This window comes from Geobacter grbiciae (assembly GCF_018531165.1).
GTDB classification, from domain to species: domain Bacteria; phylum Desulfobacterota; class Desulfuromonadia; order Geobacterales; family Geobacteraceae; genus Geobacter; species Geobacter metallireducens.
The window spans coordinates 1-26,038 of sequence record NZ_JAHDIW010000003.1; the positions used below are offsets into that span (position 1 = coordinate 1).

Annotated in this window: 25 protein-coding genes; 1 reads left to right on the top strand and 24 read right to left on the bottom strand. The window is 59.7% G+C overall.

What is annotated here, in order from left to right:
* Positions 1-86: 86 nt before the first annotated feature.
* The 12 genes from KJB29_RS05420 to KJB29_RS05470 all read right to left on the bottom strand — a co-directional run bounded on the left by KJB29_RS05420 (position 87) and on the right by KJB29_RS05470 (position 15,071).
* Positions 87-1,745 carry an acyl-CoA mutase large subunit family protein gene (locus KJB29_RS05420; protein WP_215733723.1) on the bottom strand — a complete coding sequence of 553 codons (1,659 nt, stop codon included), beginning with the start codon at positions 1,743-1,745 and terminating at the stop codon, positions 87-89.
* Between the two features lie 236 nt (positions 1,746-1,981).
* Positions 1,982-2,617 carry a dTMP kinase gene (locus KJB29_RS05425; protein ID WP_215733724.1) on the bottom strand — a complete coding sequence of 212 codons (636 nt, stop codon included), beginning with the start codon at positions 2,615-2,617 and terminating at the stop codon, positions 1,982-1,984.
* A 150-nt stretch (positions 2,618-2,767) separates the two neighbouring features.
* Positions 2,768-5,644 carry an ATP-binding protein gene (locus tag KJB29_RS05430; RefSeq protein ID WP_215733725.1) on the bottom strand — a complete coding sequence of 959 codons (2,877 nt, stop codon included), beginning with the start codon at positions 5,642-5,644 and terminating at the stop codon, positions 2,768-2,770.
* 174 nt (positions 5,645-5,818) lie between these two features.
* Complete coding sequence (locus tag KJB29_RS05435) at positions 5,819-7,543, bottom strand: acyl-CoA carboxylase subunit beta (protein WP_215733726.1); 1,725 nt, start codon at positions 7,541-7,543, stop codon at positions 5,819-5,821.
* Between the two features lie 138 nt (positions 7,544-7,681).
* Entirely contained in the window at positions 7,682-8,245 is a 564-nt protein-coding gene (locus KJB29_RS05440) for a helix-turn-helix domain-containing protein (protein ID WP_215733727.1), read from the bottom strand.
* Positions 8,246-8,488: 243 nt separating this feature from the next.
* Complete coding sequence (locus KJB29_RS05445; RefSeq protein WP_246560581.1) at positions 8,489-9,775, bottom strand: (Fe-S)-binding protein; 1,287 nt, start codon at positions 9,773-9,775, stop codon at positions 8,489-8,491.
* A gap of 104 nt (positions 9,776-9,879) precedes the next feature.
* On the bottom strand, positions 9,880-11,265 hold the full coding sequence (locus tag KJB29_RS05450) for an FAD-binding oxidoreductase (RefSeq protein WP_215733728.1): 1,386 nt from the start codon (positions 11,263-11,265) through the stop codon (positions 9,880-9,882).
* A 125-nt stretch (positions 11,266-11,390) separates the two neighbouring features.
* Positions 11,391-12,653, bottom strand: coding sequence for a lactate racemase domain-containing protein (locus tag KJB29_RS05455; protein WP_215733729.1), 1,263 nt, complete (start codon positions 12,651-12,653; stop codon positions 11,391-11,393).
* A gap of 6 nt (positions 12,654-12,659) precedes the next feature.
* Positions 12,660-13,874, bottom strand: a complete 1,215-nt coding sequence (locus tag KJB29_RS05460) for an FprA family A-type flavoprotein (protein WP_215733730.1) — start codon at positions 13,872-13,874, stop codon at positions 12,660-12,662.
* A gap of 108 nt (positions 13,875-13,982) precedes the next feature.
* Positions 13,983-14,435 carry a ferritin family protein gene (locus KJB29_RS05465; protein WP_004512680.1) on the bottom strand — a complete coding sequence of 151 codons (453 nt, stop codon included), beginning with the start codon at positions 14,433-14,435 and terminating at the stop codon, positions 13,983-13,985.
* Between the two features lie 54 nt (positions 14,436-14,489).
* On the bottom strand, positions 14,490-14,600 hold the full coding sequence (locus tag KJB29_RS19675) for a rubredoxin-like domain-containing protein (protein ID WP_425514110.1): 111 nt from the start codon (positions 14,598-14,600) through the stop codon (positions 14,490-14,492).
* A 24-nt stretch (positions 14,601-14,624) separates the two neighbouring features.
* Positions 14,625-15,071, bottom strand: a complete 447-nt coding sequence (locus tag KJB29_RS05470; RefSeq protein WP_004512679.1) for a Fur family transcriptional regulator — start codon at positions 15,069-15,071, stop codon at positions 14,625-14,627.
* 233 nt (positions 15,072-15,304) lie between these two features.
* Here KJB29_RS05470 and KJB29_RS05475 point away from each other — a divergent pair, with 233 nt between their 5' ends.
* Positions 15,305-17,359, top strand: coding sequence for a sodium-translocating pyrophosphatase (locus tag KJB29_RS05475; protein WP_215733731.1), 2,055 nt, complete (start codon positions 15,305-15,307; stop codon positions 17,357-17,359).
* Between the two features lie 74 nt (positions 17,360-17,433).
* Here KJB29_RS05475 and KJB29_RS05480 read toward each other — a convergent pair whose 3' ends face one another.
* The 12 genes from KJB29_RS05480 to KJB29_RS05535 form a co-directional block, all read right to left on the bottom strand.
* Positions 17,434-17,880, bottom strand: a complete 447-nt coding sequence (locus tag KJB29_RS05480) for a DUF2147 domain-containing protein (protein ID WP_215733732.1) — start codon at positions 17,878-17,880, stop codon at positions 17,434-17,436.
* A 49-nt stretch (positions 17,881-17,929) separates the two neighbouring features.
* Positions 17,930-18,346, bottom strand: coding sequence for a hypothetical protein (locus KJB29_RS05485; RefSeq protein WP_215733733.1), 417 nt, complete (start codon positions 18,344-18,346; stop codon positions 17,930-17,932).
* A 61-nt stretch (positions 18,347-18,407) separates the two neighbouring features.
* Entirely contained in the window at positions 18,408-18,881 is a 474-nt protein-coding gene (locus KJB29_RS05490; RefSeq protein ID WP_215733734.1) for a hypothetical protein, read from the bottom strand.
* Between the two features lie 31 nt (positions 18,882-18,912).
* Complete coding sequence (locus KJB29_RS05495; protein WP_215733735.1) at positions 18,913-20,700, bottom strand: alpha-amylase family glycosyl hydrolase; 1,788 nt, start codon at positions 20,698-20,700, stop codon at positions 18,913-18,915.
* Positions 20,697-22,013: a sensor histidine kinase gene (locus KJB29_RS05500; RefSeq protein ID WP_246560597.1), complete on the bottom strand. Its 1,317-nt coding sequence runs from the start codon at positions 22,011-22,013 to the stop codon at positions 20,697-20,699. The genes KJB29_RS05495 and KJB29_RS05500 overlap by 4 nt, the downstream gene beginning before the upstream one ends.
* Before the next feature lie 160 nt (positions 22,014-22,173).
* Positions 22,174-23,565 (bottom strand): cardiolipin synthase, encoded by a 1,392-nt coding sequence (cls, locus tag KJB29_RS05505; RefSeq protein ID WP_215733736.1) that lies wholly within the window; start codon positions 23,563-23,565, stop codon positions 22,174-22,176.
* A 34-nt stretch (positions 23,566-23,599) separates the two neighbouring features.
* Complete coding sequence (locus tag KJB29_RS05510) at positions 23,600-23,920, bottom strand: putative quinol monooxygenase (RefSeq protein WP_215733737.1); 321 nt, start codon at positions 23,918-23,920, stop codon at positions 23,600-23,602.
* A gap of 44 nt (positions 23,921-23,964) precedes the next feature.
* A complete protein-coding gene (locus KJB29_RS05515) occupies positions 23,965-24,111 on the bottom strand; it encodes a lmo0937 family membrane protein (RefSeq protein WP_215733738.1) in 147 nt (48 codons plus the stop codon).
* A gap of 90 nt (positions 24,112-24,201) precedes the next feature.
* Complete coding sequence (locus KJB29_RS05520; RefSeq protein WP_215733739.1) at positions 24,202-24,957, bottom strand: BON domain-containing protein; 756 nt, start codon at positions 24,955-24,957, stop codon at positions 24,202-24,204.
* 22 nt (positions 24,958-24,979) lie between these two features.
* The gene (locus KJB29_RS19290; RefSeq protein WP_215733740.1) at positions 24,980-25,486 is read right to left on the bottom strand and encodes a Spy/CpxP family protein refolding chaperone; all 507 of its coding nucleotides are present in this window, start codon (positions 25,484-25,486) and stop codon (positions 24,980-24,982) included.
* Positions 25,487-25,519: 33 nt separating this feature from the next.
* Entirely contained in the window at positions 25,520-25,699 is a 180-nt protein-coding gene (locus KJB29_RS05530) for a CsbD family protein (RefSeq protein WP_215733741.1), read from the bottom strand.
* Positions 25,700-25,825: 126 nt separating this feature from the next.
* Positions 25,826-25,987, bottom strand: coding sequence for a DUF3309 family protein (locus KJB29_RS05535; protein WP_425514111.1), 162 nt, complete (start codon positions 25,985-25,987; stop codon positions 25,826-25,828).
* Positions 25,988-26,038 lie beyond the last annotated feature (51 nt).

Sequence of the window (26,038 nt, forward strand, 5' to 3'; positions counted from 1 at the left end):
ACGATGGCCTATATCATCGCCGGAAAGCTCAACTTCAAGTCGCTATACCCTCAACCCACTTGAAACGTCGAAGAGCCTTGCAGCCATTAAAGAACTACCGTCTCCCGGTGGACGCCGAAGACGTCGCGGAGGACGTTGGCGATTTCGCCGAGGGTGGCGTAGGCCTTGACGGCGTTGAGGATCGGCGGCATGAGGTTGTCGGTCCCCTTGGCGGCAGCGGCGAGGGCGGCGAGGGTTTCCTTGACCCTGGCGTCGTCACGCTTGGCTTTCATGTCGCCGAGGGACTTCTTCTGGGCGATTTCGACCTCTTCCTTGATCTTGAGGAGCTCGGGGGCCGGCTCGCCGGTGACGGTGAACTTGTTGACCCCGACGATGATCAGGTCCTCGGTTTCGATGGCCCGCTGGTAGGCGTAGGCTGAGTCCTGGATCTCCTTCTGCTGGAAGCCGCGGGAGATGGCTTCGACGGCGCCGCCGAGGGAGTCGATCTTGTTGATGTACTCGGTGGCGGCCAGCTCGATCTGGTCGGTGAGGGATTCCACGAGGAAGCTGCCGGCCAGGGGGTCGATGGAGTCGGCAACGCCCGATTCGTGGGCGATGACCTGCTGGGTGCGCAGCGCTATCCGGACCGAGTCCTCGGTGGGGAGCGCCAGGGCCTCGTCGCGGGAGTTGGTGTGGAGCGACTGGGTCCCGCCGAGGACGGCGGCCAGGGCCTGGATGGTGACCCGCATGATGTTGTTGTCGGGCTGCTGGGCCGTGAGGGTGCAGCCGGCGGTCTGGGTGTGGAAGCGGAGCATGAGGGACTTGGGGTCCTTGGCGCCGAACCGCTCTTTCATGATGGTGGCCCACATGCGGCGGGCGGCCCGGAACTTGGCCACTTCTTCCAGCAGGTTGTTGTGGGCGTTGAAGAAGAAGGCGAGCCGGGGGGCGAATTCATCCACGTTGAGGCCCGCCTTGATGGCGGCTTCCACGTAGGCGATGCCGTCGGCCAGGGTGAAGGCCACTTCCTGCACCGCGCTGGAGCCCGCCTCGCGGATGTGGTAGCCGGAGATGGAGATGGTGTTCCACTTGGGTACATGGTCCTTGCAGTAGGCGAAGATGTCGGTGATGATCCGCATGGACTCCTGGGGGGGGTAGATGTAGGTCCCCCGGGCCATGTACTCCTTGAGGATGTCATTCTGGATGGTGCCGGAGATCTTGTCCGGCGAGACTCCCTGCTTCTCGGCCACGGCGATGTACATGGCGAGGAGGATGGAGGCGGTGGAGTTGATGGTCATGGAGGTGGAGACCTTGTCCAGGGGGATGCCGTCGAAGAGGGTCTCCATGTCGGCCAGGGAGTCGATGGCGACCCCCACCTTTCCCACTTCGCCCTGGGCCATGGCGGCGTCGGAGTCATACCCCATCTGGGTGGGGAGGTCGAAGGCGACGGAGAGGCCGGTCTGGCCCGCCTGGAGCAGGTACTTGTAGCGCTCGTTGGATTCCTTGGCCGTGCCGAAACCGGCGTACTGGCGCATGGTCCAGAAGCGGCCCCGGTACATGGTGGGCTGGACGCCGCGGGTGAAGGGGTATTGGCCCGGGAAGCCCAGCTCCTCTTCGTAGCCCGGATAGTCGTCGAAACCGGGAGTGAAGCAGCGCTCCATCTCGATACCGGAGGTGGTGCGGAATTCGGCCTTCCGCTCCGGGGCCTTGGCGATATTCTTGGCCACGACAGTCTCCTGCCATGCCTGTTTCTTGTCGCTGATGCTCATGGTGTTCTCCTTCCGGTTGATAGTGAGGCACTTGCAAAACTATTGCGGGGCCGGTCTGCGTTGTTGCCGCTCGCTCGAAAGCTCAACGTACCAACGGGTACGCCTCGCTTCCTCGCTCGCTTGCGCCTAGCATCCCGGCCTCCTCATCACGTTTTGCAAGCGCCTCATTCTTTATCCTGAAAATGAAACGGCCCCCGCCGTGGTGTTCAGCAGGGGCGCGTCGGTAAGTTGTGCGGCTAGAGGATGGTTTGAACCTTGGCCCAGATGTCGGCGTTTATCTCCTCTTCCGACCTGCCGGCCCCGGCGTCGATGCTGACGCCATGCCAGCGGGAAATCTCCTTGAGATAGAACTCCCGCATCTTCTCGTAGTATTCGATGCCCCCTTCGTGGTGGATCTGCAGGACATCCTCGATCCGCTCGAAGGCCTCCTGGGCCGGCACGTCGATGAAGAGGGTCAGGTCCGGATAGATCTCATCCTCGAAGAGAAATCCCCGGGAAAGCTTCTCGATATGGCGCAGCACGTCGAAATGCTTGGTGTAACCGCTTACCCACGCGTTAGCCAGGGAGGAGATGCTCGACTGCTTGCACAGGACGATCTTGTCATCCTGGAGCGCCGGCTCAACGATGTTCTTGAAGACCTCGGTCCGGACCGCGGCCTCGAATAGGAAATCGGCCCGGGGTGTCCTCCCGAAGGGCCAGTTGAGAAGATTGTCGATCCCGAGTTCCTTTGCCCGGCCGGAATCGGGGTTGGCGCATTCGACCACGTCGTATTTTTGGCCTGCCAGGGCTTTGTGGAGGCCAACAATGGCCGCCTTCACCTGCTGGCCTGAGCCGCTGATTCCTTCAATGACGATAAGTTTTCCTTTTCTCACGGTATCCTCCCGAACGTTAGTGTTGTTTCCGGCAAGGCAATTCGGCCGCCACCATAAAAACCGACCCTGCCTTGCCAGGCAGGGTCAGCCGGTACGACGGGGGCTCCAGGCCTTTGCGCGGAGCCCCGTCCGTAACCACCTGGCCCGCGCCTAGAGAACGGCCTTGAGATAGGCCGCGGTCCGTTCGCGCTTGATCTGCTCCTGCTCTTCCGGATTCACCTCGACGAATTTCTCGTCGGGCGTGACCTTGAAGAGGGGCTGCCCCTTCTGGACGATGCTGCCGTCCGCCCCCTGCATGATGATCTTGTCGATGGTGCCCGAGAAGGTTGCCCGCACCGTGTTGAACATCTTCATGACTTCGATGATGTAGAGGGGCTGACCCTTGTCGAAGTGCATCCCTTCGCTCACGAAGGCCGGCATGCCGGGTGCCTCCTGGCCGTAGTACATGCCGCCGCACATGGCGACAATCTCGTCGGCCTTGGTGGCGGGAGGCGGCACCAGGATCTTCTTCATCCGGGCCTGCAGCTCCGGATCGTTCAGGTAGTCGGGGATGGTGACTTCCAGGTCGTCCTCCACCTTGAAGTCCCAAAACTTGACGGTGTCGGCGATGATGAAGAGCATGCCGAGGAGCTCAAGCCCTGCCTCGAAGCCCATGTGGGCGGACTGGATCTCGAGCCACTGCTCGTCGGAGAACCCCCCCTGGGGCTTCTCCTTGTTGAGGATGGCCGAAAGGGCGTCGAACTCGTGGAGCCCCAGTTTGAAATGTCCGGCCAGGGTCGTGTAGAAGCGGAGTCCCTTCTGGAGCAGGTCGTTGTCGTGGCCCCAGATGACGTCCGCAGCCGGTGCCGCCGGGTCGTAGGACATGTTCAGGTAGTCATAGGTGTCCGCCAGGATCACGAAGGGGTTGTCGTGCCAGGCCACCTTCCCGTTTTCCAGGGTGAAGTTCCTGCGGTTGATGGAGAGCCACCCCGACAGGAGATGGGGATCGGCCAGGAGCCGGTCCATGGGGCGGGTGACGAGGGTTCCCTTCCGGTCGAGGATGGCGGACATCTCCTTGGCGATCTTCGGGTCGTCGGGGAACTGCGCGGCCATCTTCTTGGCGTAGGCCTTCTTCATCTGGATGAAGGCGAAGACCGTGTCGAGCTTGTTGGCCTCTTCCTTCAACTGCCCCACCAGGGTCAGGTAGGGGACGAAGCGAGTGGTCGGCTTGGCCATGACGTTCTGGCCGATGAACCAGTTGACGAGGCCGTAGTGGAACTCCAGGTTGGTGGCCAGGTCGGTCCCCCGCAGAGAGGTCTTGCCCAGCACCTCGGAGAGTTTCAGGTAGCTGGCGAGACGGTCATCCCCCTTGGTGAGGAGGAGGGCGATGTTGGAGTCGTAGGCCCCGGCCACCTTGTAGCGCATGAACATGCCGGTGTCGGGGTTGACCATGCAGATCCCCTGGTCGTCGCGGATCTCCCCCTCGATGGGGTTGGACCAGTACCGGATCATGCCGCCGGCGTGGGGGGAGAGGGAGGCGTCGGTGGCGTTGAGGCGGGCCTCTGCGCCGGCCCCGAACCGGGCGATCCGCTCCGGCTTGGGGAGCCGCTTCTTGTGCTTCACCAGGAGAGCCATGGCCTCGACGAGGGACTCGACGATGAAAAAGTCGTTCTTGTCCTTGGGGTTGGTGAACTTGAGGGAGTAGCAGAGCTCGGAGACCCGGTGCTCCACCTGGATGCGGGTGTTCACCTCCATGAAGTAGTAGCGGTCCCGGTCCACGATGCACTCGAAGGTGGATGCGGAGTCGAGCCCCACGGCGGCGCCGAACTTGGCGGCATCCTCTTCCATCCGCTTGAGCACCTTGAGATCGCTCTCCAGGGCCTTCACCTCGGCCTTGCGCCCGGCAGCCTTGGCCTTCTCGATGGCCAGGGCAAGCCCTTCCTGGGTGACAGAGATCTCAAGGAGCTTCTGCTCGTGCATCTGGAGGGAGCAGTCGCGTCCTCCCATGGAGATGCACCACTCGCCGTTGCCCAGGAGCTGGATCTCGTTGTGGCGGGTCTGCTCGATGTTGAGCTCGATGAGGACGTTCTTGTTGTCGCCGACGCCGTTGGCCTTGACCTCGTTGAGGACCTCCCGGACCAGGGCGGGGGCCTCGGCGGCCGCTTCCCTGACCTGGGCCTCGGTCGGCTTCTTGATGTTCAGCAGCGACGCGCCGAGAATCCGCTGGCCCTTGCCGCCACCGCCGCCAATGGCCTTGAGGCGGATCCGGCTGCCGGGGTATTCCGTGAACATGTTCGCCACTTCCACCTGCACCTGGGCGGAGAGATCCTCGATGGTGTAGAGGTCGATCCCCTTGGCGTAGGAGGCGTAGAGGATGGCGTCGGCCAGCTCCTCCAGGGGAAGCTTGGCGTCCTTCAGGACCTTGGCGTCCACGTCGAGTCCCTCGGACTGCACAAGAGCCAAGAGTGCCTCGCGGGTCTGGTGCTTCTTGACCAAGGTCCGGGCGGTTACGTTGTTGATGCCCGGGGTGACGCTAACTCCCACCTGGAGGGCGGTCCGCTTGGCTTCGTCCTTCTTGCCGGCGTCGGCCTGGGTGCGGGAGTTGGGGCCCATGAACGACAGGCCGGCGTTCTCGATGGCGGCGACAAACTCCTCGTCCTCGGCCATGAAGCCGTAGCCGGCGAAGATGGCGTCGTAGTTGTTGTCCTTGGCGATCTGGATGATCTGGCCGATCCGCTCGACCCGCTCCTCCTTGCTGGCGCCGGTGTAGTCGGGCACCCGGTGGACGCGGTTGGAATCGGTCAACTGGCGCAGTTCCGGGGCCAGGGCGTTGGCGTAGACGATGGAGTCCTTCTCGGAGAGGAGGATGCCGTAGTGGGTGATCCCCATCTCCTCAAAGACATCCATGGCCTCCTTGCGGATGGGGCCGCGGCAGACGATGAGCGGCTTCATGTCCTCGCAGGTAAAAGAGCGCACCCACTCGGAATCGGACGCGCCGAGACGACGGTCCCGGTGAATCAAGGGGTTGTTCATGTACAGGTCGGTCATTGGTCTCTATCTCCAAATTAAGATAAAAAAAACTTTTGAAACACAGAGCAACTGAGCAACAGAGAAAATCGAAAAGATTTTTCAGTTTAACGATGGGGTGTCAGTAATTTTATTTTGTCAGTTCTTTAATTCTCAGTTGCTCTGTTGCTCTGTGTTATTGAATTTAATTATTGACTAGTGGAACTCGCGCTGCGGGCCGCACATGGGCGACGGCTTGTAGTGCCGCATCAGGAAGGCGATGTTCTCGCCCAGCACCTGGCGCAGGTCGGTCGGCATGACGATGGAGGAGATGGAGCCCAGGGCCAGGCCTTCCTTCGGGTTCATCAGTTCTTTTTCGTATCGCTGGTTCAGGACAGCTTCCTGCCCCTTGAGCCACTCGGCGGCTTCCTTCTCGGCATCCCGCTTGGCCGCCGCGGCTTCCGTGCCGGCACAGATCCGCTCCTCGGTCCCCTTCTTGACCATCTCGGCCACGGCGCTGCGAATCTTGCGCAGCTCGTCCTTGTAGACAAATTCCTTGCCGGCCGGCCCCATGACGGCGAGGCGGGTGGTGGGGAGGGCCAGCACCAGGTCGGCGCCGGTGGGGTAGTTGTTGTAGGAGGCGTAGGCGCCGCCGAAGGCATTGCGGAGGATTAGAAGGATCCGCGGGGTCCGGACGTCGACGATGGCGTCGAGCATGGAGCGCCCCGCCTGGACGATGCCGCGGCTCTCCTGCTCGCGCCCCGGCAGGAAGCCGGTGGTGTCTTCCATGAAGATGATGGGGATGTTGTAGATGTTGCAGAACCGGACGAAGCGGGCAATCTTCACCGCCGAATCGCAGTCGATCTGCCCCGAGGCCACGGCCGAGTTGTTGGCCACGAAGCCCACCACCTGGCCCCCGAGGCGGCCAAAGGCGGTGACCGCTTCCCTGGCCCGCTCCGGCTGGAGCTCGAAGTAGTCGCCGTGGTCGCAGATCTGCTGGATGATGATGGAGACGTCGAACGGCGTGTTGAAGCCGGTGGGGGAGTTGAAGGCCTTTTTCAGCAGGGTGTTGATCTCCCATGTCTTGCGGTCGATGGGATCGCTGGTCTCCTGGAACGGAGCCCCCACGCTGTTGTTGTCGGGAATGTACGAAAGGAGGCGGACCGCCGTGCGGAGAGCAGCCACTTCATCGGAAACGGTCAGGTCGGCCACGCCCGATTTGCCGTGGACCTTGGGACCCCCCAACTCGTCGGGGGTGATGTCCTCACCGAGGACCGACTTGACGACGCCGGGGCCGGTGAGGCCGAAGAAGGTCTCGTTGGGCTGGATGACGAAGCTCCCCTGCCGCGGCAGGTAAGAGCCGCCGCCGGCGTTGAAGCCGAACATGCACATGATGGAGGGGACCACGCCGCTGATCTTGCGCAGGGCCGTGAAGGCCTCGGCGTAGCCGTCGAGACCGCCGACCCCGGCCGGCACGAAGGCGCCCGCGGAGTCGTTCATGCCGATGAGGGGAATCCCCTTCTCGCCGGCCAGGTTGAAAAGCTTGGCCAGCTTGCTCCCGTTGGTGGCATCGATGGAACCGGCGCGGACAGTGAAGTCATGGCCGTAGACCGCAACGTCGCGGCCGCCGATGTTCATGATGGCGGTTACCAGGGAGGCACCGTCCAGGTTCTTGCCCCAGTTCTGGTACAGGACGTTGGGAGCCTGGTCGGAGAGGACCTTGAGGCGTTCCCACACAGTCATCCGCTTCTTGAAGTGCTGTTTCTCGATCTGGTCGATCTTGACCGACTTGATGGGGCGCTGGATGAGGTCGTACCCCTCCTGCATCGCCTCCTCGTAGGGGCCGGTCGTCCGAGAGATTTCGCCCGGGATGGTAAATTCTACTTTCTCGGGGGGGTCAAACGGGTTCTTGAGTTGCGGTTTGATTGCATTCTTAGACATCGCGGCCATCCTTCCGGTGAGTAGATTTGTTCAACAGTCGCATTGCGAAATCCCTCCTGTTGAGTTCTGTGCACGTTTAAACGTGATTATGTATACGATTCTGCATAAAAAAACGGGTTGTCTGAGGGGGGTGTCGGTTTAGCGGGTAACCACCGCCAGCACTTGGACTTCGCTTCCGTCCTTGGAGAGGAGCCGGTGTCTGAGGGACGAGTCGAAGTAGACGCAATCCCCCTCTTCGAGGGCGATCCGTTCGTCTTCGAGCAGGAGTTCCGCGGTCCCTTTCATGACAAAGAGAAACTCTTCGCCATCGTGGCTGTAGGTGTTCTCCTCGGCGGCCTTCTCGGTGACGGTAAGGAGAAAGGGTTCCATCTTCTTGTTCTGCTTGCGGAAGGAGAGGGACTCGTAGGAGTACCCCTGGCTGGTGCCGGCCCGGGAGATGACCCGGGGGATGACCTTGCGTTCGCCCCGGCGGACCACCTCATAGCGGTATTCCTCTTCATCCTCGGAGAAGAAGAGGCTGATCTTAACGTCGAAGAATTTTGCGATCTTGGACAAGGTCGCGATGGGAGGGGAGACGTTGTTGTTCTCGATCTGGGATATGAGGGCGGGGGAAAAGCCTGTTTCTCGGGCGACCGCCTGGAGAGTCAGCTTCTTGGCCAGGCGGAGCTTTTTGATCTTGGCCCCGATGTTGTATTCGGACATCCGCTACCCCGTGGAAGAAAGAAATAAAACTGGTTTTTATTCAGTGTTTACATACCCTAAAGTGGTTTGTACTGTCAATAAAATAATTTTTATCTTGACTTAATTTGTCAGAATAGACGGGGGATTGGAGCGGGGAGGGAGGGAACGGATTCCGTCATCGAGGAGACTATAGAACGATTTTTCCAGAAGGGGAAAATGAGTCGGCGGGAGAGGGATGGAAACCCCGTCCCGCCGTCTGGTCGCTTACTTGTTAACGGAACGGGCAAGGATTTCGAGGGTGTGCATGACGCGGGTCCGGTTGCGTTGCTGCTTGAGCCCGTCGGAGAGCTGCATCATGCAGCCGGGGCAGCCGGTGACCACCGCATCGGCGCCGGTGTTGATGATGGCGGCGCTCTTCATCTTGTTGATGGCCAGGGAACTCTCGTAATGGTAGACGTTGAAGGTGCCGCCGAGGCCGCAGCACTTGTCGGCCCCCTCCATCTCGGTCAGTTCCACGCCCGGGGTCCCCTGCAGCAGTTCCCGGGGCTGACGGGTGATGGCGCGGGTTCTCAGGTGGCACGGGTCGTGGTAGGTGACGCGGATGTCGCTGCCGGCGCCGGTTTCCTCGGGATTGAGCCCCAGTTTCTGGAGGAGCTGGGCCGCGTCCACGGTCTTGTCGGCGATGGCCTTGAGGCGGGCCGCCAGTTCCGGGTGCCGCTTACCCACCAGGTTGGGGTAGAACTTGTGGAGGGCGCCGCCGCAGGTGGCGCAGGCGGTCATGATGTAGTCGGCTTCGTACCGCTCCAACTCGGCCAGGTTCTTCTCGGCCAGCCCCCGCACCGTGTCCAGGTCGCCGCCGGACATCCCGGGCAGGCCGCAGCACTGCTGGTTCTTGGGGATGATAACCGTGCACCCCAGGTGCCGGAACAAGGCCAGGGCCGCCTCCCCCACCTGGGGATAGCAGAAGTTGGTCATGCAGCCGACGAAATAGACGATGCGCGGCTTTCCCGGTTCCCCCGGAATCACTTCGGGGTGCCGGTCCAGGAACGGTTTCTTAGCAAGGGGGGGGATGTGGCGCTTCCCCCCCACAAAGGGGAGCGGGAAGCGGAGCCGCAGCCCCGAGGTCTCCGGCACCTTGCGGAAAAAGAGGGGACCGAGAATCCGGGCCGCGGCGGCGCCAAATTTCATGAGAGAGCGATTCCTGATCACCCGCCCCACCGCCGCGTGGAAGGTGGTGAGCCCCCGTTGGCCCGAGAGGGCCTCCCGGGCCACCACGACGATCTCGTCCGTGGGGACGTTGTTGGGGCACTTCTCCACGCAGCTGCCGCAGAGGAGGCACTTGGACATGGCGGCGTAGGTGGCGTCGTCCAGCTCGATGTCCCCCTTGAGGAGGTGCTGGGCCAGGGCCACCTTCCCCCGGGCCACGGCCGGCTCCTTGCCGAAGGTGGCGAAGGCGGGGCAGTGGGCCCGGCAGGCGCCGCACTTCACGCATTTCTTCAGTTCGTTTTCGACTCGCTGCAAGGCAGACACATTGGAATTTTCCTGAATCATAAAAACCTTTGTGAAACACAGAGCAACTGAGCAACAGAGATATTTTCAACCCAAAAGGTTTCTCAGTTGCTCTGTTGCTCTGTGTTGAAAAGAAGGATTTTCCTTTAAGCTTCTCTTGGGAACATTTTCCCCGGATTGAGGATGTTGTTGGGGTCCAGGGCCTTCTTGATGGCCTGCATGGTTGCCACCTGGGCCGGTTTCAGCTCCAGGTGGATGTAGGGCTGCTTGGCGAGCCCCACGCCGTGCTCGCCGGACATGGTGCCGTTCAGGTCAAGGGCCGCCTGGAACACCTCGGCGATGGCCTCGTGGGCTTTCTCTTCCTGCCCGGCCACGGACTTGTCGATCATGATGTTGACGTGGATGTTGCCGTCGCCGGCATGGCCGAAGTTGACGATGGGGATCGCGTACTTCTGCTGAATCTTCTCGATCACCCGGATAACGTCGGGCACCTTCGAGCGGGGGACGACGATATCCTCGTTGAACTTGTCAGGGTTCACATCCCGAAGCGACGGCGACACCAGCCGCCGCACCTTCCAGAGGGCCTCTGACTCGGCGGCGTCCCTGGCGATCTTGCACTCCACGAGCCCCAGGGGTTTGATCAGTTCCTGGATGCGGGCCGCCTGCTTCTCGATCAGGTCCCGGTCGCCGTCCACCTCGATGAGGAGCACGGCCCGTCCGCTGGCCGGAATCCCCAGGCTGAAGCGCTTCTCCACGCACTGAAGGGTGGCGTAGTCCATGAACTCCAGGGTCGTGGGGATGATCTTGTTGCCGATGATGGTGGAGACCGCCTTGGCAGCCCCATCGATGGAGTCGAAGATGGTCAGCATGGTCTTCTTCGCCTCGGGGAGGGGCAGGAGCTTGAAGATGATCTTGGTGATGACGCCGAGGGTCCCTTCGGAGCCGCAGAGGAGTCGGGTCAGGTCGTATCCCACCACCCCCTTGTAGGTCTCGCCCCCGGTGCGGATGATCTCGCCGGAGGGAAGGACCACTTCGAGCCCCATGACGAAGTCCCGGGTGACACCGTACTTCACGCAGCGGGGGCCGCCGGCGTTCTCGGCCACGTTTCCCCCCAGGGTGGAGAACTTGAGGGATGCGGGGTCCGGCGGGTAGAAGAGCCCCAGCTTTTCCACCTCCAGTTGGAACTGCTCGGTGACCACGCCGGGCTCCACCTCGGCGATGAGGTTCTCGGTGTCGATGCGGAGGATGCGGTTAAGCCGCGTGACGACGAGGACAATGCCCCCCCCCTTGGGGAGTGCCCCGCCGGTGAAGCCGCTGCCGGCCCCCCGGGGATAGACCGGGAACTGCTCCCGGTTGGCCAGCTTCAGCACCGCGGAAACCTCGTCGGGGCTGCCGGGATGAACCACTGCGTCGGGGAGGAATTCCATCTGGGTGGCGTCGTAGCCGTAGCAGATCAGGTCCTGGCGGTCGGTGGCCACGTTGTCGGCGCCGACGATTTGTTTCAGCTCTTGAAGGATGCGCTTATCGAGCATGTTACCTCTGTTCTTGAATAACACAGAGCAACTGAGCAACTGAGAAATCAAAAGCTAAAATACAAAACGTTCAAAGAACTTGTCTTGTGATTTTCAACTCTGTTGCTCAGTTGCTCTGTGTTATTTCATGGTTTTATTACCGGTAGCACCGTCCCCCCCTCGGGGATGACGTAGGCGGTGTAGTCGGCCGGGAGGAACTCCGCCGCCTGTGCCATGGCCTCGTCGAGGCTCCTTGCTGGAGTCATTCCCATGGTGCGGACTTCCTCCGGCGGAAGCTCCGAGACGAGGATGACGCGGAATTTCTGCGCTTTCTGGAGCAGGGAGTAGGCGGTCTGGCCGTTGATCTCGTAGTGGCTCCGGAGCCGCGTCTCAAAGGCGCCCAGATCCCTGAACCGGAACCAGTCGAAGAAGGTGGCGTTGCCGTAGCCGTCCCGGCATTGGGCCAGGAGGACCATGCCCCCCCCCTCCTTCAGTGCCTGGCTGCCGTATTCCATGGCCTTGTGGGACTGGATGACGTTGATGTCCTTGGGGAAGCCGCCGCAGGAGACCACGACGAGATCCGCCTTCTCCCGGAGCGGCCAGGCGAACCGCTCGGCGTAGAAGCGGCACCCCTCTTCGTGGGCCTCCCGCCAAGGGCCGGCAAAGGCGGCCATGATCCGCTTGTCCGGGGAGAGGACCGTGTTCAGGATGAAGTCGGGCTCCACCATGGCGCACGCCTCCACCATGGCGCCGTGGACCGGGTTCCCCTCCAGGTTGCCGGTAACGGCCAAGGGGTTCTTGCCGGTCCCCTCGCCGGGGTTCAGGACGGCAAAGTGGCTGGCCATGCACGTTGCCCGGGACGCCACGCCGGGGAGGATGCTCTTCCTTCCCCCACCGAAACCGGCAAAGTAGTGGAAGCCGATGGTGCCGGTGAGAATGACCCGGTCGGCCTCCATTACCCGGCGATTCACGTTCACGTCGATGCCGTTGGAGGTGCGGCCGATGAAGGCCAACTGCCCCGGGTCGTCGCAGTCGTGGTCCACGATCCGGATCCGGCCGTGGAGGGGGCCGGCGATCTTTTGGTGCTCATGCTCCGTCTGCTTCCGGTGTATGCCGAGGGCCACGAGGATTTCCATGTCCCGCTCCCGGATGCCGGCGGCCACCAGCCGTTCCACGAGAAGCGGCAGGTAGACCTCACTCCCGGTGTAGCGGGTGATATCCGAGGTGACGATGACGACCCGTTCCCCGGACCGGAAGGTGCCGATCGTTTCGGCGCACCGGTCGAGGGCGGCCGCGATGATCGTTTCGGGCCTGTCGACCGGTACGCCGATTTCCGGGCGGATGACGCCGAGAAGCCGCTCCGGGGGAAGCGTCAGGGTGAATGAGGTGTCGCCGTAGTGCAGGTCCATGGGGGATCAGAACCCCTTGTGGTACTCGGATACCTGGCGGGCGAAGGTGCGGCCGAATTCGAAGCAGGCCTCCTCGTCGGCCAGGGAAGGACGGTAGGCGAGTTGGATTCCCGGTTCCACGGTCTGGAGCCCCATCTGTTTGAACACCTCGTAGGCCTCCTTCACGGCGCCACCCCCCCAACCGAAGCTGCCGAAGGCCCCGACGATCCGGTTCTTGGGGCGCAGGCCACGCAGGTGGGTGAGGAATTCGGCCACGCTCGGGAAGAGGATGTTGTTGAGGGTCGGTGAGCCGATGAGGGCGCCACGGCACTTCCAGAATTCCTTGATGGCGACGCTGGTGGGGGTGGCCCGCAGCTTGATGATCTGGCAGTTGAGACCCTCGGCCCTGACCCCTTCGGCGATGGGGCCCGCCATCTTCTCGGTGCTCTGCCACATGGTGTCGTAGATGATCGCCACCGATTCCCGGGCCTTGCCGTTGGCCATGTCCAGGTACATGCCGAGGACCTTGCCGGGGTCTTTGCGCCAGATGAGGCCGTGATCCGGAGCGATTATGTCGATCTCGAATCCCTTTGCCTGGATCTCGGCAATCTTGGTCTTGATCATCTGGCCAAAGGGCATGAGGATGTTGGCGTAGTAGTCGACGACCGCGTCTTCCAGTTCGACCGGGGAGTTGGAAATCTCGTACTCGTCATCGAAGCGGTTTGCCGAGGCCACGTGCTGGCCAAAGGCGTCCTGGGTGAAGAGGATCTTGTCCTCACGGGCATAGGTCACCATGGAGTCGGGCCAGTGGAGCATGGGGGTTTCGAGGAATTCGAGGGTCCGCTTGCCGATGGTGAGGGTGTCCCCCGTCTTGACCGTCTTCACGTTCCAGCGGGAGAGGTCGAAGAAGCGCTCAAGACCCTTTTTCCCCTTTTCCGAGATGTAGATGGTGGCGTTGGGGGCCAGATCCATGACACAGTCGAGGCTCGTGACGTGGTCGTTTTCGATGTGGTTGATGATAACGTTCTTGATCCGTGCCGGGTCCACCACCCCGCCGATGTTCTTGAGGGTGTAGGTGGCAAAATCATACTTGACCGTGTCGATAAGGGTGATCTCGTCGTCCATGATCAGGTAGTTGTTATAGGTGGTGCCCCGGGGGGTCTCGTAGCCGTGGAAATCACGCACTGCCCAGTCGACGGCGCCGACCCAGTAAATATCGTTCTTTATCTCAACAGCCTTCACTGGCATATCCTCCTGTTATATGGTGTTTGGTCGCCGTCGGCATGCCTTCCGGCGGGTAAAACGAGAGCGGGAGCGCCTCGGCGCCCCCGTTGTCAGTAGCCTGAAGAGTTACATCTCGGTGAGGACCCGTTCGTCGTAAACCGCCTCTATCTTCTGTTTGTGCCCCTTCTCGATGTCGGCGAGCACCAAGAGCATCCGCTTGAACTTGGGGTCGTCGGTCAACTCGGCCGCGGCCGTATAGAGTTTGTACGCATTCTCTTCAGTCTTCATGGCGTAGCGGAGGATCTCGGGGTAGCTCATGTCGTCCCGGAAGGGCATCTCCACCATGTACTCGGCGATCTTCATGTCAGGGCGGTCGGCGAGAGAGTACTTTTCAGCCCCCTCGATGTCCAGTCTTTCGAAGGCGGTCTTGTGGCCTGCCTCTTCGTTCGCCATCTCCTCGAACATCTTGCGGGCCGAGATGCTGGTGGCCTTTTGGGCAGCGGTCTTGTAGAGCTGGTAGGCGTTTTCTTCCCGCTCAACGGCGAATTTGATGATATCGTCAAGGGTCTTGAATTCCATGCAGTCTCCCCTCCCTGGCAGGTTTGTGTTCTCGTTCATTGCAGACAAACAAATCTATCCAACTTCCTCGAACTGGTCCCTGCCGACTCCGCAAACGGGACAGATCTCGGGCGGCTCCGGTCCCTCGTGAATGTAATCACAGACAACGCATCTCCATTTTTTCATCCTGTCCTCCTTTCGCGTGATGGGTCATGAACGACAGTCGGGGCAGATCCCGCTGAAGTTGATGGAATAGTCGACGATGGTAAAGCCGCTTTCCGTGGCGATGGGCACCTGCTGCGCAAGGTGAAGGGCCGGGGTGTGCATGTCCTCGATCTTCTCGCAGCGAATGCAGTGGATGTGGTGATGGCGCACCGTATTGGCATCATACCGGGCCTTGGACTCGGGGTTGCTGATCTTCTGGACAACGCCGATTCCCACGAGGGTTTCCAGAACCCGATAGACGGTGGTGCGGGAAATTCCCCGGAGCCTTCCGCGGACCGCATCGTAGAGCTGGTCGGCGGATGGGTGGTCCGTGCGCTCCGCAAGGGCGTCCAGGACGACGCGGCGCTGGACGGTCATGGCGAGGCCGTTTTGGCGGCAGCCGTCTTCAAGGTGGCGGAGTTTTTCCTTTTTGAATGCGAGAGGACAATCCATACTAGGTTGGTACTTTATTGCAATCGATGCCGCTAGTCAAGTGGATTCCCCTGTTGATGAAGGTCCTGTTTCCGCCTCGACTACTTGAGAGTGACGGTCGGGATCCGGTAATTTAACATTGACAAAACTTCAGACGTTCTATAACAATGTTACGTTTTTTGCTCTCTTGGAGCATTGTCTGGTTCGAGTAGGTTCAAAGCCTTTCGCAGGCTATTTTGTCAGGAGGTTGGTAAATGGAACAGTATGCAGTTTACTTCGCCCTGGCCTGTGCCGTGGCGGCCGTCGCCTACGGCCTCGTTTCGGCCCAGTGGATTCTGGGGCTCCCCCAGGGCAACGACCGGATGCGCCAGATTGCGGCAGCCATCCAGGAGGGTGCCGGCGCCTACATGAAGCGCCAGTACACCATCATCGCCGTCGTCGGGGTGATCATGTTCATCGCCCTGTTCGCTACCCTGGGGATGAAAACCGCCATCGGCTTCGCCATCGGCGCCCTCTTCTCGGGACTGACCGGCTTCATCGGCATGTTCGTTTCGGTCCGCGCCAACATCCGCACCACGGAAGCGGCAAAATCCGGCATCCACAAGGCCCTCAACGTGGCCTTCAAGGGGGGCGCCATCACCGGCATGCTGGTGGTGGGTCTGGGGCTCCTGGGTGTTGCCGGCTACTACTTCATCCTTCAGCAGGTCATGCCGGGCGCCCCGGTGAAAGAGGTGGTCAGCCAGCTGGTGGGCCTCGGCTTCGGCGGCTCGCTCATCTCCATCTTTGCCCGTCTCGGCGGCGGCATCTTCACCAAGGGTGCCGACGTGGGCGCCGACCTGGTGGGTAAGGTGGAGGCCGGCATCCCCGAGGACGACCCCCGCAACCCGGCGGTCATCGCCGACAACGTGGGGGACAACGTGGGTGACTGCGCCGGCATGGCCGCCGACCTGTTCGAGACCTACGCCGTGACCCTCATCGCTGCCATGCTCCTCGGCGCCATCGCCTTCACCGGCAATGCCGCCGCCGTCAACTATCCGCTGATCCTCGGCGGCATCTCCATCATCGCCTCCATCATCGGCACCTTCTTCGTGAAACTGGGCGGCAACCAGAAGATCATGCCCGCCCTCTACAAGGGGCTGATCGCTTCCGGCGTCCTGGCCTGCATCGCCTTCTATGCCGTGACCGTCCAGATGTTCCCCCAAGGGCTCACCAATGCCAACGGCCAGACCTTCTCGGCGCTGAATATCTTTATCTCCGCCATTGTGGGACTCGTGGTCACCGGCGCCATCTTCTGGATCACTGAATACTACACCGCCACCGAGTACGGGCCGGTCAGGCACATAGCCCAGGCCTCCACCACAGGCCACGCCACCAACATCATCGCTGGCCTCGGCGTCTCCATGAAGTCCACCGCCATGCCGGTCATCGTCATCGCCGCCGGCATCATCGTCGCCTTCCAGTGCGCCGGGGTGTATGGCATCGCCATCGCCGCCGTCTCCATGCTGTCGCTGACCGGCATCGTTGTCGCCATGGACGCCTATGGCCCCATCACCGACAATGCCGGCGGTATCGCCGAGATGGCCGAACTGGACGACTCGGTCCGCGCCGTCACTGATCCCCTAGACGCCGTGGGGAACACCACCAAGGCGGTCACCAAGGGGTACGCCATCGGCTCCGCCGGCCTTGCGGCGGTCATCCTCTTCACCTCCTACGTGGACGAGCTGAAGCTGGCCGGCAAGATTATTGACTTCAACCTGGCCGATCCCTACATCATCGTTGGTCTGTTCCTCGGCGGCATGCTCCCCTACTACTTCGCCGCCCTCTGCATGGAGGCGGTCGGCAAGGCGGGCGGTTCGGTCGTCGAGGAAGTCCGTCGCCAGTTCCGCGAGATCAAGGGAATCATGGAAGGGACCGGCAAACCCGACTACGCCTCCTGCGTCGACATCGTGACCAGGACGGCCCTCAAGGAGATGGTCATCCCCGGCATCATCCCCATCGCCGCTCCGATCGTCATCGGTTTCACCCTCGGTCCGAAGGCCCTGGGCGGGGTCATTGTCGGCACCATCGTCACCGGCATCTTCGTCGCCATTTCCATGACCACTGGCGGCGGCGCCTGGGATAACGCCAAGAAGTACATCGAGGACGGCCATCACGGCGGCAAGGGTGGCGATGCCCACAAGGCCGCCGTCACCGGCGACACCGTCGGCGACCCCTACAAGGATACCGCCGGCCCGGCCGTCAACCCGATGATCAAGATCATCAACATCGTTTCGCTCCTCATCGTGCCGCTTCTGGCCAAGATGGGGTAGGGCGAACGAGCCTTGCTGCAAAGCATGAAAGGGCGGCCGGAGACACTCCGGACCGCCCTTTTTTCATGGTCATCCTAACGGGTCAGGACGAAGTTTCGACCGAAAAGAGAAATTCCGATATAGCCGCGCAGCTCCAGTCGATCAGGCGATGCCAGACGCATTTTGCACTTGTAGCTCTTGCCGGTTTCAGGATCGTAGCAGGTCCCGTTCTCCCACCGTTTGTCACCTTTGGCGGTGAGCCCTTTCATTACCTGCAGACCGAGAATCGGGCGGTTCCTCAGCGCCGGATCGGGATTTTTCCTGTCCACTTTTGTCTTGCCGACGGGCCCATCTTTGCTGTCAATATAGTTCGGTACCATCAACCAAACTATTTTCCCGCAGATTTTCTCTCCACACCGGAATAATTCCAGCTGTGGATCGCCCCCCTCGGTTTTCCACAAACCGAGGACGCTGCCTGGACCAGCGCCAAACGCGGTTGTTGCCGTCAGCAGAACTGTCGCAAAGAATGTCCAGACCTTCATGGATTTCCTCCGGCAACGATTATATGGGGTGGCCTTCGGTGCGTTTTAATCAATGAGGCGTGCTGCATGACTTCAGTTTCCCATTTTCGAAGAGGGAGATAGATTCGAATTGCGCACAGGTTTTGCCATCAATCTGTATTGACCTGGAAAGATTGCAGGTGTTCAATTTTCCCGTTTCGTAAAAGCTAACTTGGTCATGCTGATTGCAAATTATCTCTCCATAATTGAAATAGTCACTTGTGACGCAGTTCTTGAGCGTTCCGGTTTCGAATAAGTTGATGGTCGCATACTGTTTACAGTTGACTCCACCTACCGCAAAATTATCTTTGAGTGTGCATGTTTTCAAGGTGCCATTCTGATGGTAGACAATTTCAGAGCCGGGAGTGCAAATGGACTGGTCAATCCCCCAGCATGTTCCGACATCGGTTATGGCTATGATGCTCAGCATGATAATGGTGTATCTCATAATAACCTCCTTCTGCCCGATCAGCGCCTCAGCTCCGTAACTCCGAGGGCAACGCTGGCGATCATGCCAGGCAGAACTGCGCAACCGATGCACGGGCGAGCCCTCCGCTCATATCGGGGATGATACTCAGTTCCAGCGTTGTCAATCCGACAAGATCGACAGCATAGTCTTCTATCTCCAGGGTGTTGTGGGGGGCGCTGAAGTTGTATTGCTGGCGAACAATCTCCCGGTAAGATCTACCGCCGTCCGAGGACCACCGCAGCACGAACTCATGGGTACGTTCCTTCTCCTCTTCCCGAAACATCAGAAAAATACGCCTGACCCGCAACGGCTTGTCAAATAGCAGGCGGACAGTCTGCTGGCCTGATTCCGATGCCCGCCAGCCAGGTCCCTCGATGGGTTTCAACGCCAGCTCAATCGGGTGTGACGGGTCCTCGGACGTGAGTTCCGCCTCGGCCAGGGTTTCCAGGGCCAGCCAGTTTTCATCGGGGGGTATGATATTCTCAATGGCCTGGGTGATTATTCGTTTACGCATGGTGTTTCCTCCTTTGGCTCGTAGCCGCGGATCATTGAGAAAAAATTAGCACGCTGTAGGGACCGATAGAAAGCACGGCATGGAAGGGGAGGCCGTCGCATTCGCCCGGCTCGGCGTTGACGTCGGTGCTCGGATGACTCTGGAAGTCGTCGCTGTAGCCTTGCCAATCGCTGTTGAACCGGAGCGTCCAGGCCCCTTCCGCCGGGAAGCCGATGACGTAGTCATCCTGGGGCTCGTGGAAAAAGTTGGCGACGACTACGACGTCGTCCGTCGGTCCCCCCTTGTCCCACCGGTGGAAGGCGATGACATTGCGTTCTTCGTGCAGGTGATAGACCTGGGTGAACTGCCCGCAGAGGCCGCGGGTGAAGCCGCCGCGGTTGAGCCGCAGCCGGATGAGGTCGCGGTACAGTCGAACGATGCCGTGGAACTCGTCCTTTTGGTCCCAGTCGAGGGGGACCGTGTCGCGGAACCATTCGCCTTCGAGGAATTCCTGCCCCTGGAAGAGCATGGGAATGCCGGGAGCCGTGAAGACCATGGCGGCGGCCAGGGTCGAACGTTTCCGTGCGTACCACCCCTTGGGGTCGTTGGGGCTGATCTCTTGCGGCACGCGTGCCCTGCCGTTTGCCACCTCGTCGTGGGATTCACTGTAAATGACCCGGTCGAAGGCGTCATCGTTGTAGCGGTAGCAGATGGCGTCGCGGACGGCGGCGAGGGAGCGCTGCTCGTCCTCGGGAGTGGTCACCGCGAGGCGGATGGGGTGGACGAACATGGCGTCCCACTGGGAGCCGAACCCGGCTCCACCGGCGCCAACGTCTTTGGTGATCCATCTGTTGTGTTGCAAATCCTCGGCTATCGTGATCCGGCCGGGGAATTTTTGCGCGACCTCGCTGTTGATCCACTGGAGCAGGCTCCACCCCTCGGGCAGATCCTGTGTGCCGGCACCGTTGACGGTGCGGATGAATTGGGTGCAGTCGAAGCGGATGCCGTCAACGTGGTATTCCTCAAGCCACATCAAGACGTTATCGAGGATGTATTGCCGTACTTCGCCGCGTCCGTAGTCGGGCCGGGTTTCTCCCCACGGCGTGACGGCCCGGTCGTCATTGTAGAAGTAGATCCCGCCGCGATCGTTCTCGCTCCAGCCGTCAAACTGCCAGAGATCCAGATCGCTGGGGCCCAGGTGGTTGTAGACCACGTCGAGAATCACCCCGATCCCCACCTGGTGAGCGCGCTTGACGAACCGTTTGAATGCCAGCGGGCCGCCGTAGGCGATCTCCACCGAGAAGATATGGGCGGGGTTGTAACCCCACGACCGATCCCCCGCAAACTCCCCCACCGGCATGATCTGGATCGCGTTGACGCCGAGCTTTTTCAAGTGACCCAGACGCGCTGTAACCGAGGCAAACTTGCCCGGATGGTCGACGTCCTCCTCGTCGTTGAACGTGCCGACATGGAGTTCGTAGATGACCAGTTCGTTCCAGGGCGCGAGCTGGAAGTCGTCCCCTTGCCAGTCGAAGTCCGGATCGTGAACGATGGCGTTGCCAACAGAGTTGGTCACCTGGCGGGCATAGGGGTCGATGCGCTTTAACTCGCCCTTTTCCGTGGCCAGCAGGAACTTGTACTCATCGCCCACATGGGCCTCTGCCACATCAGCGTACCAGTAGCCGTCCTCCTCGGCCTGCAGGGGGTTTTTGTTGCCGTCCCATCCGTTGAACGAGCCGATAATGGACACTCGCTCTGCATGGGGCGCCCACACGCGGAATGCGACCCCCCCGCCGTGGGGGATCGCCCCCATTCCCGAGATCTTTGTTCCATCGCTCATGGATCCACCTCCGCTTTTCCCGCTTGGGGTAATTCAAGGGTGAAGTAGAACGTCGCCCCCGCGCCCGGCTTTCCCTCCGCCCAGATTCGCCCGCCGTGGCGCCTGACGATCCTGTCCACCGTGGCCAGGCCGATGCCGCTCCCCTCAGCGTCCGTTCCGGGGAGCCGCTGGAAGGGAATGAACAGCTTGTCTGCAAGCGCCATGTCGAAGCCCGGCCCGTTGTCCCGTACAAAGAACGCCGGCTTTCCGGCACTATCCGTCACGCCGAATTCAATGACCGCCTCTTCCCGGTTGCCGGTATGCTTCCAGGCATTCCCCATGAGGTTGTCCAGGACAACCCGCAACAGTGCCGCGTCGCCGTGGGTTACGATTCCGTCCGGGATTCTGAAGGTGACCCGGCGGTCCAGCGCCGTCACTTTCAGCCCCATGGCAACATTCTTCGCCATGGTACTGAGGTCAACCTGTTCATGGCGCAATTCGACGTGGGCGATGCGTGAAAAATCGAGCAGGGTATCAATGAGCCGGTTCATCCGCAGGGTGCTTTCGTACATGTCATCAATATATCGGCGGCATTGCCCGTCGAGTTTGCTGCCGCAGAGTTCCTGAACCACCTGGCAGTAGCTGTTGATGAGTGTCAGTGGTTTGCGCAGGTCGTGGGAGACCGTGTAATTGAATGCCTCCAGTTCGATATTGGCGGCGACCAGTTCGGTGGCGCGGGCGGCCAGGTCGGTGTGCAGAATGTCGAGCCTCTCCTCCAGCTGACGGCGCGTGGAAATATCGATGATCGCAGCGCGGCACTCCTGCCCCGATGTCGCGGCCACGGCCTCGATCTGCACAAAGAGCGGGTGCGTTCCCCCTTTCAGGAGCGCCACTTCACTGACCACTTTGGCCCGGCTTTCCACTACCCTCGCGAGGAACGCGGCAAAGGCGGGACGGGCCTCATCGGCGACGAACTGCCCGAAGCGTCGGCCCAGCAGCCGGGCCCGCTCTGTCCCAAGGAGCCTTGCCGCGGTGAGGTTGGCGGCCCGGACAACTCCGTCGCGGTCGAGGGTCAAGTAGCCGACCGGGGCGAAATCATAGAGGTCGGTGTACTGTTCCAGTGCCGTCTCCATCTCTTCCCTGGCCTGGCGGAGCTCTGCATTCTGCATCTCCAGCTCGATTTGGTGGACCTGCAGTTCGTGAAGGAGTCGCTGCGTCTCATCGCCCGTGCGGGAGAGGCCCGCTTCAGGCGTTTTCGCGGTCAGCTGTTCTTCTGCACGACGGCGCAACTCGGTGGCCGTTGTTGGCAGGTTCGTGTCCTTGTCGGTTTGCATGGTTGACCCTCATACGTCAGGTTGTCAGGCTAGCGGTGAGCCGGCACACAAATGAATCGCAGCGGTGGCCATGGCCAGACAAATTTTCGGAAAGATTCTGATCGGTTGCATCGGATTCACATGATTCACTCCCTCCATATAAAACCACGTAACCACAATGTTACAACCATCGGACGAATAAATTCACAAACCACTCCCTGAACCTGAGCAACAAGGGTCTATCTTGCCACTCGTCCCAGTGGATCTGCCGTGAATCCACCAGGTCACCGGCAAACATCTTCTCCATCTCGGCGGCAAACTCTTTGCTCAGAATGACCGCATTCACCTCGTCATTGCTCAGCATGCTTAGGAAGTCCATGTTGGTTGAGCCGACGGTTGACCAAACCTTGTCAATCACCGCGGTTTTAGCGTGCAGCAGGGAGGTGCTGTGCTCGTAGACCTTCACTCCTGACTTCAGCAGCACGGAATAATGATATCTCTGGGCATGTAATGCCAGCTGGGAATCGGTGGTCCCGGGGAGGATGATCTTTACGTCAACACCCCGCTCTGCGGCATCCGTGAGGGCCTTCAGTATCTGGCCGTCAGGGATGAAGTAGGAATTCGTCAGGTGAATCGAGTGCTCTGCAAACGTCATGGCCGACACATAGACAATAAAAGGGATCCTGTTGGTCTCTCCCGGGGTGCTGCCGACCACTCGCACCAGGGCATTACCTGCATCTTTCAGGTCAGGGAAGTAGTTCCGTTCGGAACGTTGTGGTCCCTTCTGCTTCACCCAGGTGTCAAGAAAGAGCCTCTGTAATTCAGCCACGGCCGGCCCTTCGATCTGAACGTCCGTGTCACGCCAGTGAATTGGCGCCTTTTCCTTTTGTTTCCGTTTGAGAGGATTGCTCGAATAAACCTCGCTGATGTTGATGCCCCCGATAATGGCGATGGTGCCGTCGGCTATCAGGATCTTGCGGTGGTCCCGGTGTGTCAGTCCCCAGTTTTCCCTGTCTTCCAGTGGATTTATCGGGTTGAATTCGACGACTTCTATCCCGCCGTCGCGCAGGCGCTGGAAAAAGGCAGCGGGGGTAGTGATACTCCCCACACTGTCATAGATGATATTTACCTGGACACCTTCCCCCTGTTTTTTCAGTAACAGATCGGCAAACCTGCGGCCTGTTTCGTCATCTTCGATGATATAGCTTTCAAGGTTGATATGGTCTTTGGCATTCTGGAGCGCCTTGCACATTGCGGCATAGGTGGCCGGGCCATCGGCGAGCAGGGTGACCCTGTTCCCCTTTGTGAGCGGGCTTTCGGTGACCGACTCCACCACGGCAGTGTGGCGTCCCAGAACGTCAGTCGGATCGACCGATCGCTTCAGCCGTTCCATGACGGCCTTGCTTTTCTGGGGAGACAGCAGACCCTTGGACGAAAGGATCCGGCGGTGTTTCTGTGCCCTCGGCGCCCCATCAATCACGTCAGAGACGTTGGGCAAGGTCGCGCATCCCGTGCCGAGACTCACGATGGACACGAGCAGAATGAACAAAAAGAAGGGCTTGGCGATTGTCATGGTATTCCGAGGAGCCTTCCTTTCATACCAGTTCTCACCCTCGCGCTGCATCCACCGCCTCTGCTCCCGCCGTGGAGACAATGGTGTTGAACCTGATGTCCGGCGCTTTCTTGAGCAGTTTCATTGCTCCGATCAGAATCCCGAAATGGACGGACCTCAGATGGGTGTCCAAGTCCTCACGGCTCTTCCACTCCTCTATGAAGAGAAGAGAGTTTTCAGTCTCGATATCCACGTAGCAATTGCAGCTTATGCAGCCCTGCTCCCGCCGAATCGGGGCGAGTATTGCCTTGAAGGTCTGGAGGACCTCCTGCCGCTTTTCGGGTGGCATCGTTATCTTGATAATGGCGTCAATCATGGGCCTTATCCTTCAGACATCACGCAGTTGACAGCAGGGAACTATCATGATCTCCGCCCCTGGATGAACCCGAAAATCAGAACAATAATGGCGATGACCAGCAGGATGTGAATAAAATAACCAAGCGTGTAGCCGGTCACCAGCCCCAGCGCCCAGAGAACGATCAGTATCACAGCTATTGTCCACAACATGAGATCCTCCTTCCAGATTGCTATGATCACTGCCGGTTGGATCACCCTGCCGGCAGTGATCATTCAGTCTCTTTGATTCATGAACGTAAACTACTCGATGGTCATCCGGTTTTCTACGTCCTTCACGCCTTTAACGTCTTTGGCGAGTTTGGTGGCCAAGTCCTGTTCGGCTGAGTTTTTGGCCTTGCCGGTCAAGGTAACCACACCATTCTTCGTGGTGACCGATGTATTGATGGCACTGGTCGAGCGGTGGCTAAGCAGCGTCATCTTGACCAGGGCGGTGATGGACGCGTCATCGATCTTGTCGCCCATCGTCCGTGTCTTTTTCACGGGTTTTGTCACGGTCATCTCATTGTTTACGCTTTTGACCCCTTCTATGTCCCTGGCGTATTCAGCGGTCAATTCCTTTTGTGCCTGGCTGGGGGCATTGCCTCGCAGGGTCACGATGCCGTCCTTGACGTCAACCTCGGTTTTGAAGCCGCTCACGCTCCGATGGTACAGGAGTGTGGATTTAACCTTTGTGGTGAGCCACGCATCCGACATCTCAGAGGGGCGCTCCCCTTTGACTTCCAGCCTGTTGTCAACGCTCTTGACGCCGGGCAGGCCCGCCACGGTTTCCTGGGCCAATGACTTGTGGGATTCCTCGGAGACGGTTCCCGTCAGGGTGACGACACCGTCCTCGGAATCGACCTTGACCTTGTCGTTCTTGAGGTAGGTCTTGAACACATAGGTCTTTTTGGCTGATGATTCGATGCGGTCATCCAGCTTGGACGCATGGGCAGGTGCGCTGATCGCCAACAACGCGACTGCAGCGACCATCAGGAACAGGGAATAGAGTGCTTTCATAGAAACATTCTCCTTTTAGTGATCATCTATGTTTTTTCATCATTTTCTTCGCCGGTTTTTTCTCACCCGGCTGCATGGACATCATCATCGTCTTCATTTTCTTGAACTGCTCGTCCGTCAAAGTACTCCTCACTTCTTTCATGGCCTGTAACATTTCCAAATGATGGGCTGTCTTTATCCCTTCAATTTTCTTGACCGCAGAGCTGGCTTTCTCCAGATCAAAATCTTTCACTTCCATGATCTCCATGAGTTCGATCTCTGCAATCTTCAGGTCGGCTTTGAAGCGGGCATGCTTCTTTTGCATTTCCCGATGTATAGGCTTCAATTTCATGACCTGGTCATCGGTTAGCCCCATCTTGTCTGCATGTTCGATGCACATGCCTATCATGTCGCCCATCTTGTCCATGGAGCCCATTTCCATCATCGGTCCATAACCTGCCCGATGCTCCATGGGCATATCCTTCATCTGCGAAAAAGCCGGTACCGCAAAAACAGCCGTCAACAACAATGAGAGTAGTATTCTTTTCACAAATTTCCTCCTTTGCGCGGGGAGCCGTTCTCCCTATCTTTCCAGAACCTTCTTGACCTCGCCGATCTTCTCCTGAGCTTTACCAGCTAACTTTTCAGCTTTGCCTTTGGCCTCCAACTCGGGATTGTCAGTTACTTTCCCGGCGACCTCCTTGACCTTGCCTTTCACTTCGTGAAACTTTCCTTCCGCTTTGTCCCTGATGCTCGATTTCATAATGACCTCCTGTCGGTTGTGCTGATAAATTTCTTCCCGGTCAAAGGGTTGGAATCGTACCTTTTCCAACTCGTAGAATTCTCGCTGACGCTTTTCCAGGGCTCACCTCCTTTGAATTCCGGTTACCTATAACTTGCCCAACAGTAGCAGGATGAGCAGAATCAAAAGAATCAGGCCAAGCCCGCTACTGGGGTAGTAACCCCACTGTTTGCTGTGAGGCCACGTGGGCAGCGCACCTACTAACAGCAATATCAAGACGACGATCAAAATAGTTCCTAACATAGTCATTTCCCTTTCTCAGTGAACGTTCCGCCTGACAGAAACGTTCAGTGTCCTTGT